Source organism: Pseudomonas congelans (assembly GCF_900103225.1).
In the GTDB taxonomy this organism is placed as follows: domain Bacteria; phylum Pseudomonadota; class Gammaproteobacteria; order Pseudomonadales; family Pseudomonadaceae; genus Aquipseudomonas; species Aquipseudomonas congelans.
In genome coordinates this window covers 49,171-64,717 of sequence record NZ_FNJH01000003.1, presented here as the reverse complement: position 1 = coordinate 64,717, position 15,547 = coordinate 49,171, and the positions used below count along the sequence as shown (strand labels likewise).

Below are 15,547 nucleotides of genomic sequence, written 5' to 3'. Positions count from 1 at the left end.
GAATTACAGCATGAAAGCGCCCCGCGTGACTCTCGACCAGTGGCGCACGTTGCAGGCCGTGGTCGATCACGGTGGTTTTGCTCAGGCCGCCGAAGCGCTGCATCGCTCGCAATCATCGGTGAGTTACACCGTGGCGCGCATGCAGGAACAGCTCGGCGTGCCGTTGTTGCGTATCGACGGGCGCAAGGCTGTGCTGACCGATGCCGGTGGTGTACTGCTGCGCCGCTCGCGGCAACTGGTCAAGCAGGCCAGCCAACTGGAAGACCTCGCCCACCATATGGAACAGGGCTGGGAAGCGGAAGTGCGCCTGGTGATCGACGCGGCGTATCCTTCGGCGCGTCTGGTCAGGGCGCTGACCGCGTTCATGCCGCAGAGCCGCGGCTGCCGGGTGCGACTGCGTGAAGAAGTACTCTCCGGCGTCGAGGAGGTACTGCTCGAAGGCGTCGCGGACCTGGCCATCAGCGGCTACAGCATTGCCGGGCATCTGGGCACCGAGATGAGTTCCGTCGAGTTCGTCGCCGTCGCTCACCCGGACCACGCCCTGCATCAGGCCAATCGCGAGCTGACCTTTCAGGACCTGGAAAGCCAGTTGCAGGTCGTCATCCGCGATTCCGGCCGGCAGCAGCCGCGCGACTTCGGCTGGCTGGGCGCGGAACAGCGCTGGACCGTCGGCAGCCTGGGCACCGCCGCGACCTTCGTCAGCAACGGTCTGGGCTTCGCCTGGCTGCCGCGGCACATGATTGAGCGTGAACTGCGCGAAGGCTTGCTCAAGCCCCTGCGCCTGGACAAGGGCGGCAGCCGCAATCCGACTTTCTATCTTTACTCCAGCAAGGACCGGCCGCTGGGCCCGGCGACGCAGATTCTGATCGACCTGATCCGCAGCTTTGACACTGCACCGCTCACCGCTGCACTCGGCACGCCTCAAAACGCCTGACGTAGGAGCAGACACATGGCGCTCGTCGCACCACCAGGGCCATGCGCTGAACGTCAATCGCACGCGGCTGGAATTCATCGCGAGCAACGCAGTCTGAAAACTCTGTGCGGTTCATGGAGGTACAGCCTGATCGCCTGAAGTGCTGCAAACCCGCCAACACGCTGGGCAAAAAAAGCCAAACGTGGTTACCTTGCCGGTCACAGTCGATATCTCTCAATGAAGGACGTGTTGCCACATGCTGAAAAAAATCGCTCTCGCCGCCTGCTCCGTACTGTTCGCCGCCAACCTGATGGCGGCCCCGGACAAAGCCACGCACGTGGTACTCGACACCAGCTTCGGCCAGATTGAAATCGAACTCGCAGACACCAAGGCGCCGGTCAGCACCCAGAACTTTCTGGGCTATGTCGACAGCGGCTTCTACACCAACACCATCTTTCACCGGGTGATTCCGGGCTTCATGGTGCAGGGCGGCGGCTTCACCCCGCAGATGGTTCAGAAGCAGACCAAGGATCCGATCAAGAACGAAGCCCAGAACGGTTTGCATAACGTCCGTGGCACCATCGCCATGGCGCGTACGTCGGACGTGAACTCGGCCACCAGTCAATTCTTCATCAACACCAACGACAATGCCATGCTCGACAACGGCGCGCGCGACTTCGGTTACGCGGTGTTCGGCAAAGTCGTCAAGGGTATGGACGTCGTCGACAACATCGTCAACGCCCGCACCACTACTCAGAAAGGCATGCAAAACGTGCCAATCGACCCGATCCTGATCAAGTCCGCCAAACGCGTCAACTGATCGGGAAACCTGCACCGCATGAAGCCTTCGGGCTTCGTGCGGTCCGGACGGGAGAGCCTCCACTTATCAAGGAGAACCCACGTCGCGTGGGTGTGATAGCCAATGCTTTATCGTCGTTTCGAAAAACTGATCGATATCTTCAAAGACGCTCCTACCGCTGCCCCGCCCAATACCGTCTTCGCGTTCTACCTCTACTACCTGCGTCAGGTGTGGCCGACGTTCACTGCGCTGCTGGTGGTCGGGCTGATCGGTGCGCTGATCGAAGTGTCGCTGTTCAGTTACCTGAGCCGCATCATCGACCTGGCGCAAAGCACGCCGCCGGAGAACTTCTTCAGCATTCATGGTTCCGAACTGATCTGGATGGTGGTGGTGGCCCTGCTGCTGCGGCCTATTTTCGTCGGTCTGCATGACCTGCTGGTCCATCAGACGATCAGCCCCGGCATGACCAACCTGATTCGCTGGCAGAACCACAGCTACGTGCTCAAACAGAGCGTCAACTTCTTCCAGAACGACTTCGCCGGACGTATCGCCCAGCGCATCATGCAGACCGGCAACTCGTTGCGTGACTCGGCCGTGCAGTCGGTGGATGCGCTGTGGCATGTGCTGATCTACGCGATCAGTGCGATGGTACTGTTCGCCGAGGCCGACTGGCGCCTGATGATTCCGCTGGGTACCTGGATCGCGGCGTTCATCCTCTCGCTGATGTATTTCGTGCCCAGGGTCAAGCAGCGCTCGGTGGATTCGTCCGATGCGCGTTCAAGGCTGATGGGCCGCATCGTCGACGGCTATACCAACATCACTACGCTCAAGTTGTTCGCCCACACCAACCACGAGCAGCAGTACGCTCGCGAAGCGATGCGCGATCAAACCGAAAAAAGTCAGCTGGCTGGCCGCGTGGTCACCTCGATGGACACCACCATCACCACCATGAACGGCGTACTGATTGTCACGACCACCGGTCTGGCTCTTTGGCTGTGGACGCAGTCCATGATCTCGGTGGGTGCGATCGCACTGGCCACCGGTCTGGTCATCCGCATCGTCAACATGTCCGGCTGGATCATGTGGGTGGTCAACGGCATCTTCGAGAACATCGGCACCGTGCAGGACGGCCTGGAAAGTATCTCGCAGCCCGTCACGGTCAATGACAAACCCGGCGCCCTGCCGCTGAAGATAGAAAACGGCGGCGTCAGGTTCGACGGGGTCGATTTCCATTACGGCAATGGCAACGGGATCATTCACAACCTCAACCTGGACATCAAGCCGGGTGAGAAGATCGGCCTGATCGGGCCTTCCGGCGCGGGCAAGTCGACGCTGGTCAACCTGCTGCTGCGCATGTACGACGTGCAAGGCGGGAGAATCCTCATCGACGGCCAGGATATTTCCGAAATCACCCAGGAAAGCCTGCGCGCGCAGATCGGCATGATTACCCAGGACACCTCGCTGCTGCACCGCTCGATTCGCGAGAACCTGCTGTATGGCAATCCGCACGCAACCGATGAACAGCTCTGGGAATCGATCCACAAGGCCCGTGCCGACGAGTTCATCCCGCTGCTGTCGGACTCCGAAGGTCGCACCGGCTTCGATGCCCATGTCGGTGAGCGCGGCGTAAAGCTCTCCGGCGGTCAACGCCAGCGTATCGCGATCACCCGCGTGCTGCTCAAGGACGCGCCGATCCTGATCATGGACGAAGCCACCTCGGCACTCGACTCGGAAGTCGAAGCCGCGATTCAGGAGAGCCTGGAGACGTTGATGCAGGGCAAGACGGTGATCGCCATCGCGCACCGCCTGTCGACGATCGCACGCATGGATCGCCTGGTGGTTCTGGAGAAAGGCCAGGTCGCCGAAACCGGAACGCACAGCGAACTGCTGGCCCACGGCGGGCTGTATGCGCGGTTGTGGCAGCATCAGACCGGTGGGTTTGTGGGCGTGGATTGATATGGGGAAGCTGCAGGCCTCTTCGCGAGCAAGCTCGCTCCCACAGGATCTTCAGGGGCCACGAGATTTTTAGCGGCAGTGATTTAGCCGCTACCCCGCCGGCCGGTCAGGTGTATATGGGGAGGCTGCTGGCCCCTTCGCGAGCAAGCTCGCTCCCACAGGATCTTCAGGGGCAACTAGATCTTCAGGGCAGCGAGCTACCCCACCTGCCGGTTGGGTGTACGCAGCACTTGTGGGAGTGAGCTTGCTCACGAAGGGGCCGGTGCAGTCGCTGAAGGTCTGCCAGGTGGTTACTCCGCCTGCCGATAGGGCAGCGCGCTGCGTGCATCCTCGGCATAGGCCATCACGCCGACTCGCTCCTGCTCCAGGAACTCGCTGACCGCGTCTTTCAGGCCTGGGTGCATCAGGTAATGCCACGAACGGGTGATCTGCGGTTCGAAGCCGCGGATCAGTTTGTGCTCGCCCTGCGCGCCGGCGTCGAATCGTTGCAGGCCGTGGGCGATGGCGTAGTCCATACCCTGGTAGAAACAGGTTTCGAAATGCAGCCGGTCAAACTCGGCCAGGCAGCCCCAGTAGCGTCCATAGAAACTGTCTTCACCAATGAGGCTGAAGGCCATCGCCACAGGCCGTGAGCCCTGCAGCGCAATGACCACACGGATCGATTCGGGCATGCGCTCGGCCAGCAGGCTGAAGAACTCACGCGTCAGGTAAGGCGCCTGCCCACGCACCTCATAGGTATTGGAGTAGCACGCATAGACGAAGTCCCATAGCACTTCGCTCATCTGCGCGCCTTCGAGCCATTCAAACTCGATGCCCTGCCCCGCCACCTGCTCACGTTCCTTGCGCATCTGTTTGCGCTTGCGCGAGCTCAATGCGTCCAGAAAGTCCTGGAAATCGCGGTAGCCACGATTGTGCCAATGAAACTGGCAACCGATCCGTTGCAGCCAGCCCTCCTGGGTTTCAAGCAAAGCATCGGCCGCCGGATCGGTAAAGTTCACGTGCGCGCTCGACAGCCCCTCACGCTGCAGGTACGCCGGCAGCTCGCTGAGCAATTCCATGCCGCCCTGAGGCGTCGCAGACAGAATCCGCGAACCGCCGACCGGGCTGAAAGGCACGGCAATCAGCAGCTTGGGGTAATAGGCGATGCCGGCGCGGCGGCAGGCGTCTGCCCAGGCGTGATCAAACACGTACTCGCCATACGAATGCCACTTTCGGTAGGCCGGCAACGCCGCCACCAACTGATCGTTTTCGTAGTGCAGCACATGTTCGGCACGCCAGCCTGATCGTGGCCCGAGACTGCCGCTGTCCTCCAGCGAGCTGAGAAACGCATGCCGCAGGAATGGCTGGTTGCCAGGTACCAGCGCATCCCACTGGGCAGGCGCGACGCTGGCGAGGCTGTCGATTACGTGAACAGGCATGCAGGTTCCCCGATAGGCAGACAGGGTGAAGAATATCCCTTATTGAGGCGTCATGTTCACCGCCTCCGCAATCTGCCTGGAAAGATTGATCGCGAATTCATTGATCGCCTGCTCACGCTCACGGGAGATCACGCCAATCTGCTCGAGGTACTGTTGATCGGATTGCTGATCCGGGCTCCTCTCATCAAGTACCGACAAACGCTGATTGAAAGGCTGCTTGACCGGTTCGAACTCCGGGGCGTAACGAATTTCCAGGTAACTCATCCAGAACTCCCGGCTAATCATCGACTGGAAAAACGCAGGGGTGGTTTCGCGATCGATGATTTCGTTGTAAGCCGCCTGCAAATCCGCTTCGCTCACTCTGGCAATAGCGCTGAACAGCATGGTTCGCGGCTGACCGGGCAATTCAAGTCGCGCTTGCAGACCGACGCGGTAGGCCAGACGCACTTCGGCTTCATCGACCCTTTCGCCGCTTGCCTGACGAAGCGCAATATCGCGCAGGGCAATTTTCTCAACCTGATCCAGGCGGTCCAGGCTGCGGGTCATCTTGAACAGCTTGCGTGGCTGCGCGGCCTCCGGCGTGGATGACATGATCGAGAACACCTGGACGCGCACCTCCATGTCGCCAAACACCAATGCGAGCCCATCGCCACAGGTCTGCGGGTGTGCGGCAAGATCGAAAAGCTGGGTACGCAGTTCGGCGTTTACGGAAGCGGATTCGATCATCGACCAGACTCGCGCAATCAGCTCGTCGCGGTTACTTGAAAAGTCGGCCGAGTGCGTCAGATCGCTCAGCATCTGAAAGAAATCCGTGGACCCGGCGCACGCGCGCAGGTCTTGCCACAGCCGTGTGCGGGCATTCACCTGCTCACGATTCAGGCCTGCAAGCCACGGTGCACTGTCAGGTCCGGCTTCGACCGAACGCAGGTTCTGGCTGACACCCCAACGCGGTCGCAGCCTGCCCTCGCGAAACAACCGGATGCGCTCCAGCGTGGGTGAATTCAATGGATTGCCGTTCAGATGCAAGTGCAGACGCGAGGAGCTGAGAGAGCGTTCGATGTTATCGAGTTCATCAACGGATATTTCCGAGATGCGATTATCACGCACATCAATACGAATCAGCTCAGACCGCAGCCAGTTCCACGCCGGCAATGTGCTGATGCCCGTGCCGCGCAAAAACAGCAGGCGTAGCGAGTTCAGCGCGTTAATGGGGACGTCCGAGCCGAGCGAGCAAAAATTCAGGTCCAGAATTTCCAGGCGGTTCAGGTTCTGCAATGCGATGTTTGAGGACTCTGTCCAGATCAGCGGATTGTGGCTGATGGACAGCTCTGCAAGCTGAGGCATTTGCCCTATCGAAGCGGGCAAGGATCGCAGGTCATTGAAGTCCAGGCTCAGCGAACGCAATCTATTGAAGTTTTTCAATAATGCATCTGCTTGCGGATCGGTAAGCTGCATGGCGCGCGCTTTCAGCACCGCCACATGGTCGAAGTTGGCCGTGATATCCGGTAGTTGCCCGATACGCAGATTATCCAGGTCGAGCGCGTACCCTAAAAAATCACCCTGAAAGTTTCTGCACTGAACGCTCAAGCGTTTCCAGCAATCGTGAATGCGTGTCGCGGCGACCTCCCTCGGCCTGCGCAACGCAGAAAAAGGCGTTTCTGCGACCCAGGTGTCCAGAGTCAATTGAAGCGCTCGCAACTCATCGGCGAGGCTGCTCAATCGTTGTCTGACAAAACCCGACAACTCCCTCGCCGGTCCGGTGTGCTCGGCGCGCAACGCGCTCAGAAAGCCGGACACCTCGGCATCGGAAAAATCAGGGTATAAGCTTTTTACCGCAAGCTCCGGCGAGTGCCTGGAAGCGCCGATGCCCAGGCGACGAAAGAAACGTCGCAGCCGCCCACTCAGCGGGTAGCCGATACGACCATGGGGCAAGCGTTGCGGCCATTTGATACCCGGCCTGATCGGCTGCAATTGCAGAACGGCAGCCATGCGCTCACGTCGTTCGACCGCCGTATTGCGCAACAGGCTGCGCAATTGCTGCTCATCCGCGCCAGCAGATAGCTGAATGTCGAGCTGCACCTGTTCGGGAAGCGCCAGCAGCAACGCCCGGAAGAATTGCTGATCGACTTCACCGAGCGATTCACCTGAAGGTTCGAAGCACTGAACGCCCCCTTCGGTGCTGACCAGCAGTCGGTGCACTGCGGCCTGATCGCTGTCGAGACTGGCGATTTCGTCGCCCTCCAGCGAATCCTTCAGCAGATCGATCGAAACATCACCCCGCCAGCCTGGCACGTACTGCAGCATGCCCAGCCCCGCTGCCTGTGTGTCCGGATTGTCGCTCACCGCTCGATAGAAACCTTCGTTGGCGCGGTTGATCCGCAGTTGCTGCTGATACTCGCGAGCATGCTCGGCAAGCGCCAGAGGGATGCGTTTTTCCGTGGTCATTCGCGCTTTGTCTGCATCGCTGGCCATGCCGATGAGTTCGAGCGCCACGCTGCTCGGCAGACTGTCGAAGTCGCGCTGTATCAACTGGACATGCGGGTCGTTGCTGCGACCTTTGAGCACCTGCACGTCATCCAGCAGGCGACCCACGTGCATCCGGGCGCAATCGGCCAGGTAGCGTTTGAAACCGCGCAGTTGAACGGTCTTGTCTGCACTGTCGCTCCCGGTCAGACGAGTGACTTCATCGGCGGGCAGACTTTCCAGCAACTGGCCGAGCACTTGACTGAGGTGCCCGGTCGGCCCTGTGACATGGGACGACAGCGTCATCTGCGACCCCGCGTTCCAGGATTCCAGCAGCGCCCCTTGTGCGTCGATCAGTAACAGGCCACGGGTCTCATGCCAGCGCGGTGATGACACCAGCAGTTTCAGCCACGGCTCGATATGAGACACATGAACCTGCGACACATCGTCAGCCTGAAGAGCTTCGATACAGACGTGCAATTGCCGTTCTGTTTCAACACGCTGAATGGCGTCATTCAGCAAGGCCGGAGGCTGGAGGCCCTCGACGTGTATCTGGCGTAGCAAGGCCTCGTGGGTGCCGGTAATGCGCAGGACTTTCTGAATGTCCTCTTCCGGGAGCGCATGACACGTCGGGTTCAGGCGTTTGAATGCCGTTACCTCGTCCCAACCCATGGGGTTTTCCCACTCATGGCGCCACGCACCGGCACCGTTGTGCTTGAGCCTCGGCGCGTACGAACGCTCATTCAGCGGGTGCCTGACGCGCCAGTTGAGGCCGGACGCATCAGACTCGATGCGATAAAGCTTGCCGTCCAGTGGCAGCCAGGTCTTGCCATCGTGCTCATAAAGCCCAAGGGCGTTGCTGCTCAGGTTCTCGGGCAAAGAGACCGCATGGGCATAGGCATCGATGCTCGGCTTGCCAAGGCGCACCGCCCCATCGACACGCCGTTGCACCAGGCTTTCGATGAACATCGAGGGTTGCAGTCCGCTCACCGCGCCCACGACGCCGCCTACCGTCAGCATCTGTGCAACGTTTTCGCCGATGTCGTAGACATGTTGCATGGCGTCTTCGACTTCATCGTGCTTCCAGTCTTCGTAAGCAACGAACGCTTCGCTGGCAAGCTGATAGAGGGCGACCACGGACATGATTTCACCCAGCACCGGCACAAAGAACCCGGCCACGTTGAGCAGGTTCATGCCATTGTTTTCAAGGCTTTCGATCAGTGCATCGTGAGCCTGCTGGTCCACCTGCGCGGAAGGCACCGCGATAGCCTTTGAGTCGTCATAGGTTTTGGCCAGCAAATGCTCGTACAGCCGCTCGAATGGCGGTTTCGAGAAGGGCTGTGCCTGCACGACCAGGTCGGCGTCGGGGTCCAGCGTGCGATCCCCTGCGGGATACAGCCGCGCGTCCAGTTTGGTAAAAAACGCCGGCGCCTGGCCGAGGCTGACGAAACGGCTGAAATAGCGTCGATAGTGTTCGTTGCCCAACGCCGTCACCAGCCAGGCGTTGAAGGCCCGCAGCGACGCAAACTGTTTGATCGGATGCGAAGGCTCGGAAGGCAGGTAGACCAGACAAGGACCGTCATCGGGCTTGGCGCCATCCTGCTGTATCAGCAAGGCACCCTGTAACAGCGAGCCGGGGAACGTGTAGGTGTCGAGCATGTGCAGCTGGCAATAACGCACGCCCTTGCCATCCCATCGCAGCTGGTCAATGGACTTCACCATGTCCAGCAGGGTCTGGTACGCCGCTTCGGTGATATCACCTTTCATCACGGCGATATGCGCAAGCACCTCTACGGCAGCCCGCTCGCTGTCCATGAACGCGCTGGCAACCGCTTGCGCAGCTGGGCCTGGTGGCTTGAACACACTGTCCAGATGGGTCTGATACTGACGACCCAAGTCCAGTTCATGGCAAAAATCAGCGAACTGCTCGAGATCGATCGCCTGGCGGTCAAGGTATTCCACCTTGTAGCGGCGCTGGGCGCTGTCGATCAGCCAGTAGCGCAGGCCACCTGTACGCAGGATTGCCGAGTAGGGATCGAAGCGGCTTCTGTTGCTGGGAGCGAAGTTCTGCAAGGCCGCCTGAAGCAAGGTCTGCTCGAGCGGGGCCGGGTTCCAGGTTTTGTCGTAGCGCCAGGTCATCAGTTGAAAGGCTTCAACGTCCAGGTCGAGCTTGAAACGTTCGACAAACGCTTTCGACAGCAAAGGCGCTGCAAACTGCTGCGCCGATAACAGTCGGTTGCGCACCGGCTCCAGCGCTTGCGCGTAAAGGCGTGCGCCTTGCTGACTGGCATGCAGCGCCTGGCGCAGTGCCGTGGGCGCACCCACATACCAGTCCGGCAAGTTGAGCCTGATGAATTCGGTGTTGGCATGCTCCGCCTCGAACGGGGCCGAGTCCTGCGGTCGGGGCGTTACTGAGGCGGGTACAACAGACGATTCTATTGTTTCAAAGGGGTTGTAACGGAGGGTGTACATGGTCGATACCGCTAATGGCTTTGTGGATAGCCAACACGATAAAGACCCAATGGCCTGCACATGACATAACGGGATATGACAGGTAGCGCTCGTCTCAAGAGCGCTGCCCGTCGCACGCGATCAGCGCTTGCGCAGGATCACGCTGCCGATCGAATAACCGGCGCCAAACGAACTGAGTACCGCCAGCGCGCCTTGCGGCAAGTCATCCTGATAGGTGTGAAACGCAATCACCGAACCCGCCGAGCTGGTATTGCCGTAGGTGTCGAGAATCACCGGCGCTTCTTCGACCGTCGCGTCGCGGCCCAGCAGCTTCTTGACGATCAGATGGTTCATGCTCAGGTTGGCCTGATGCAGCCAGAAGCGTTTGACGTCGGTGATGTTGATGCCGTTGTCCTGCAAATGCGCAGCGACCAGCTCGGCGACCATCGGGCAGACCTCGCGGAAGACCTTGCGGCCTTCCTGCACGAAGAGCTTGTCCGGCGCGTTCTGGCCCTCCTCCGCGGTACGGTTGAGGAAGCCGAAATTGTTGCGGATGTTGTTGGAGAACTGGGTCAGCAGCCGGGTGCTGACGATATCGAACTGGTGCGGCGACGTGGCAAGGTCGGCACGCTCGACCACCACCGCAGTGGCGCCGTCACCAAAGATGAAGTGGCTGTCACGGTCACGGAAATTAAGGTGTGCGGTGCAGATTTCCGGGCTGATCACCAGCAAGGCGCGGGCCTGACCCAGTTGTACGCTGTTGCAGGCCGCCTGAATGCCGAAGGTGGCCGACGAGCAGGCTACGTTCATGTCAAACCCGTAACCGGCGACACCCAGCGCCTGCTGAATCTCGATGGAGATCGCCGGGTAGGCCCGCTGCAGGTTGGAGCAGGCAACGATGACACCGTCGATGTCGGCAGCGGTTTTGCCCGCGCGTTGCAGCGCCTGCCTGGCGGCAGCTACACCCATCTCACAGAGGATCGACCATTCGTCATTGCTGCGCTCCGGCAGGTTGGGCTTCATGCGCTGCGGATCGAGAATGCCCTGCTTGTCCATGACGAAGCGGCTTTTGATACCCGAAGCCTTTTCGATGAAAGCGGCGCTGGATTCACTCAGCGCCTGCACTTCACCACGTTCGATGGCGGCGGCGTTATCGCTGTTGAACTGTGCAACATAGGCATTGAAAGACTGCACCAGCTCTTCGTTGGAGATGCTGTTGGCCGGGGTAAACAGGCCTGTGCCGCTGATGACGACGTTGTGCACGGTCGTTCCTCTCTTATTGGGTTGCAGGTAATGACCTGCTCAGGCACGGCAGCTGGAGGCCCACTGCTTTCTGGGACCCCCGTACCAGTGCGACTGTAAAAGCTGCCCGCAATCGGGAGCAGCATTTCATGACACGGTGAAGACAGGCGCGGAGTGTGCCACAGAGCCCGGTTTTGGCGCTATCGGGCCAATGAATATAGGCCCGATAGCGACGATTTACTTCGCGGCGTGAAGCAGCGGATCAGCTCTCCACCTGACTCCACTGCTTGCTCAACCGTTTGTCCGACACCGGCATTTTCGTGCCCAGTTGCTGGGCGAACAGCGAGACGCGGTATTCCTCCATCCACCAGCGGTACAGCGCCAGTTCCGGGTCGCGCTTGCCCTCTTGAGCGTGCTTGTCGGCGCGTGCCTGATATTGCGCCCACAGACCTGCCAGTTCGATGCTCCACACCCGGTCCTTCTGCACCTGAGCCGGCAGTTTTTCCAGGCGCATCTCGATGGCTTTCAGGTAACGCGGCAGTTCCTTGAGCCATACCGCCGGGGTCTCACGGACGAATCCGGGGTACACCAGCTTGCTCAGTTGCGCCTTGATGTCGTTGAGCGCCACGGCCTGGGACAGATCAATCTTGCCTTTGAAGCGCTTTTGCAGACCGTGCCAAAGCTTGAGAATTTCCAGCGTCAGCTTTGCAAGCCGCTCGGCATGCTCGGTCCAGTCGGCGCGCTTGCGCTCAGCCAGCGACAGCAGACCGGCACCGTCGCGCGGCAGCTCGGCTTCACCTTCCAGCACGCAGCTGTCGAGGCTGGCCAGCAGGATGTCTTCGATCAACGCATCGATGCGCCCCAGTTCGCGATGCAGCAAGGCCAGCTCGGTCTGCCCCGGCAATTTGTTGCGCAGAAACTTGGCGGGCTCGGCCAACTGCTGCAACAGCAAACGCTGCAAGGCACGGCGATGCTGATACTCGGCCTCGGCCTGGGTCGAGAACCGGCCTTCCTTGACCGCGCCGCCCTCTTCGACCAGCGCCGGATAAACCGTCATCGACAGCCCGGCGATGTTCTGCTGGGTTTTCTGCGCCACCGCAGCGAAAGCCTTGGCCTGCACCGGCTGCTGGCTTTTCGCGGTTTGTGGCACGGCCAGCGCGGCCTGGCTCGCCTCGGCAAAGCGCGCCGTCAGCTCGGCCAGATCACGTCCTTCGCCGAGAAACTTGCCGCTGCCATCGACGATTTCCAGGTTCATCTTCAGGTGGCCTTCAAGCTGCTGTGCCGCCTCGACCCAGGCTTCGTCGCTGACTCGTACGCCGGTCATGCGCAGCAGTTCACGGCCCAGCGCCTGAGGCAGCGAGCCCTCGCCAAAGGTCATGCGCTGCAACGCCGCCTTGATGAAGTCCGGGACCGGCACGAAGTTCTTGCGCACCGCCTTGGGCAGGTTGCGAACCAGCGCGATGCATTTGGTCTCGAGCAACCCCGGCACCAGCCACTCAAGGCGCTCGGCCGGCAGCGACAGCAACAACGGCGCGGGAACGCGCAAGGTCACGCCGTCACGCGGGTGATTGGGTTCGAAGTGGTAGCTCAGCGACAGGCTCAGGTCGCCCAGTCGCAAGGTGTCCGGATACTGCGCGGCGGTGACTTCGCTGGCCTCGCGAGCCAGCACGTCCTCTTCGCGCATGATCAGCAGCTGCGGATTCTTCTGGCTTTCGGTTTTGTACCAGCTGTCGAACGTGGCCGTCTGATGAATCTCGGCCGGAATGCGCGCTTCATAGAAGCTGTACAGGGTGTCTTCGTCAGCCAGAATATCGCGACGTCGAGCCTTGGCTTCCAGTTCGTCGAGCTGTTCCAGCAAACGGGTATTGGCGCTCAGGCACTTGGCCCGCGACAGGATATCGCCACGCACCAGGCCTTCACGGATGAACAGCTCGCGCGAGATCACCGGGTCGATGGGCCCGAAATGCACCGGACGACGGCCGACCACGATCAGGCCGAACAGGGTGATCTGTTCGAACGCCACGACCTGCCCGCGCTTCTTCTCCCAGTGCGGCTCGAAGTGATTTTTCTTGATCAGGTGGCCGGCCAGCGGCTCGATCCAGTCCGAATCGATCTTGGCGACCATGCGCGCGTACAGCTTGGTGGTTTCCACCAGTTCGGCGGTCATCAGCCACTGTGGACGCTTCTTGCCCAACCCGGAGGACGGGTGAATCCAGAAGCGCCGCTGCCGGGCGCCGAGGTAATCGCCCTCGTCGGTCTTTTGCCCGATCTGACTCAGCAGACCGGAGAGAATGGCCTTGTGAAATTTCGGGTAATCGGCAGGGTCCTTGTTGACCGTCAGTTGCAGGTCGCGACAGATCAGGCTCAATTGCCGATGGGAATCGCGCCATTCCCGCAGGCGCAGGTAATTCAGAAAATTGCGCCGGCACCAGTTACGCAACGGGCTGGCGGTCAGGGTCTGGCGCTGCTCTTCGAAGCCGCGCCATAGATTGACCATCCCGGCGAAGTCCGAGTCGGCATCCTTCCATTGCGCGTGGGCCTGATCCGCTGCCTGCTGACGCTCTGGCGGACGCTCGCGCACGTCCTGTACCGACATGGCGCTGGCAACGATCAGCACTTCCTGCAGACTGCCCTGCTTTGCGGCTTCCAGCAGCATGCGGCCCATGCGCGGGTCCACCGGCAGACGCGCCAGTTGACGGCCCAGCAGGGTCAGCTGATTCTCGCGGTTGACCGCCGATAGCTCCTGCAACAGGTTGAAACCGTCGCTGATCGCCTTGCCGTCCGGCGGCTCGATAAACGGGAAGTCGGTGATCTCGCCCAGACGCAGGTGCAGCATCTGCAGGATGACCGCAGCCAGGTTGGTGCGCAGTATCTCGGGGTCGGTGAATTCCGGCCGACCGTTGAAATCTTCTTCGCTGTACAGACGCACGCACAGGCCGGGCTCGACCCGTCCGCAACGGCCTTTGCGCTGGTTGGCGCTGGCCTGCGACACCGCCTCGATCGGCAGGCGCTGGACCTTGGCGCGGTAGCTGTAGCGGCTGATGCGCGCGGTGCCGGTGTCGATCACGTAGCGGATGCCCGGCACGGTCAGCGAGGTTTCAGCAACGTTGGTCGCCAGCACCACACGCCGACCGGGGTGCGACTGAAAGATACGCTGCTGCTCGGCCGGCGAGAGGCGCGCGTAGAGCGGCAGAATCTCGGTATGCCTGAGCTGCGCCTTGCGCAGCACCTCGGCGGCATCGCGGATCTCGCGCTCGCCGGGCAGGAACACCAGCACGTCGCCCGGGCTCTTGCGCTCGCTGCGCTCGAAAGCCGCCAGCTCGTCCAGCGTGGCCAGAATCGCCTGATCGACGGTCAGGTCCTCTTCGACGCTGTTGCCATCTTCGTCCTGCTCGCTGGTCAGCGGCCGATACCAGACGTCCACGGGGAAGGTACGCCCGGACACTTCAATCACCGGTGCATCGTTGAAGTGCTCGGAAAAGCGCTGCAGGTCGATGGTCGCGGAAGTGATGATGACCTTCAGGTCCGGACGACGCGGCAACAGGGTTTTCAGGTAACCCAGCAGGAAGTCGATGTTCAGGCTGCGTTCGTGGGCTTCGTCGACGATGATCGTGTCGTAGCGTTCAAGAAAACGGTCATGCTGGGTTTCAGCCAGCAGAATGCCGTCGGTCATCAGTTTGATCAGGGTATTGCTGTCGCTCTGGTCCTCGAAACGCACCTGATAGCCGACCAGCGCACCCAGCGGTGTGCCGATTTCCTCGGCAACCCGGCTGGCCACGCTGCGAGCGGCGATCCGGCGCGGCTGGGTATGACCGATCAGACCGTGCTGACCGCGACCGATTTCCAGACAGATTTTCGGCAACTGGGTGGTCTTGCCGGAGCCGGTCTCGCCCGCAATGATCAGCACCTGGTGCTTGAGCAGCGCTTCCTTGATCTCGTCACGCTTGGCAGCGATGGGCAGGTTATCGTCATAACGGATCGCCGGCACACTTTCACGCCGCGCCGTGACCTGCGCGCAGGACGCCTGAACGCGCGCAACCCACTGCGCCAGCTTCGCCTCGTCGGGCTTTTTGCGCAGATCGTGCAACTGACGGCGCAGACGATGACGTTCGCTGATCATCGCTTGGTCGAGGTTTTTCAGAAGTTGGTCGATAGAGGGCGATTCTTCGGTCATCAGGCGCGCAGGGTCTTTTTTCAAATGGCAGATGCGGATTGTCGCAGATTGCGGTGGGTCGTGACGATGGTCTGAGGTTCGGGCAGTACGCAGTATCATCCACTGGACTCCCCCTGGCGCTCAGATCCATG

The 15,547-nt window shown here is 60.7% G+C and carries 7 protein-coding genes; 3 read left to right on the top strand and 4 right to left on the bottom strand.

Translation table 11 applies throughout. From position 1 onward, the window contains the following. Positions 1-10: 10 nt before the first annotated feature. The 3 genes from BLR20_RS11475 (at position 11) to BLR20_RS11465 (ending at position 3,668) form a co-directional block, all read left to right on the top strand. Positions 11-934: a LysR family transcriptional regulator gene (locus BLR20_RS11475; protein ID WP_032614945.1), complete on the top strand. Its 924-nt coding sequence runs from the start codon at positions 11-13 to the stop codon at positions 932-934. Between the two features lie 235 nt (positions 935-1,169). Continuing rightward, positions 1,170-1,733 (top strand): peptidylprolyl isomerase, encoded by a 564-nt coding sequence (locus BLR20_RS11470; protein ID WP_003314459.1) that lies wholly within the window; start codon positions 1,170-1,172, stop codon positions 1,731-1,733. Positions 1,734-1,835: 102 nt separating this feature from the next. Continuing rightward, on the top strand, positions 1,836-3,668 hold the full coding sequence (locus BLR20_RS11465) for an ABC transporter ATP-binding protein (RefSeq protein ID WP_010433381.1): 1,833 nt from the start codon (positions 1,836-1,838) through the stop codon (positions 3,666-3,668). A gap of 290 nt (positions 3,669-3,958) precedes the next feature. Here the strand turns inward: BLR20_RS11465 and BLR20_RS11460 are convergent, their stop codons facing one another. The 4 genes from BLR20_RS11460 to hrpA form a co-directional block, all read right to left on the bottom strand. Next, complete coding sequence (locus tag BLR20_RS11460) at positions 3,959-5,086, bottom strand: GNAT family N-acetyltransferase (RefSeq protein ID WP_054994047.1); 1,128 nt, start codon at positions 5,084-5,086, stop codon at positions 3,959-3,961. Positions 5,087-5,125: 39 nt separating this feature from the next. Continuing rightward, positions 5,126-10,021, bottom strand: coding sequence for an NEL-type E3 ubiquitin ligase domain-containing protein (locus BLR20_RS11455; RefSeq protein ID WP_054994048.1), 4,896 nt, complete (start codon positions 10,019-10,021; stop codon positions 5,126-5,128). 120 nt (positions 10,022-10,141) lie between these two features. Then, on the bottom strand, positions 10,142-11,263 hold the full coding sequence (locus BLR20_RS11450) for a beta-ketoacyl-ACP synthase III (protein ID WP_054994049.1): 1,122 nt from the start codon (positions 11,261-11,263) through the stop codon (positions 10,142-10,144). A gap of 241 nt (positions 11,264-11,504) precedes the next feature. Next, positions 11,505-15,416, bottom strand: a complete 3,912-nt coding sequence (gene hrpA / locus BLR20_RS11445) for an ATP-dependent RNA helicase HrpA (protein ID WP_054994050.1) — start codon at positions 15,414-15,416, stop codon at positions 11,505-11,507. Between the last annotated feature and the right edge of the window lie 131 nt (positions 15,417-15,547).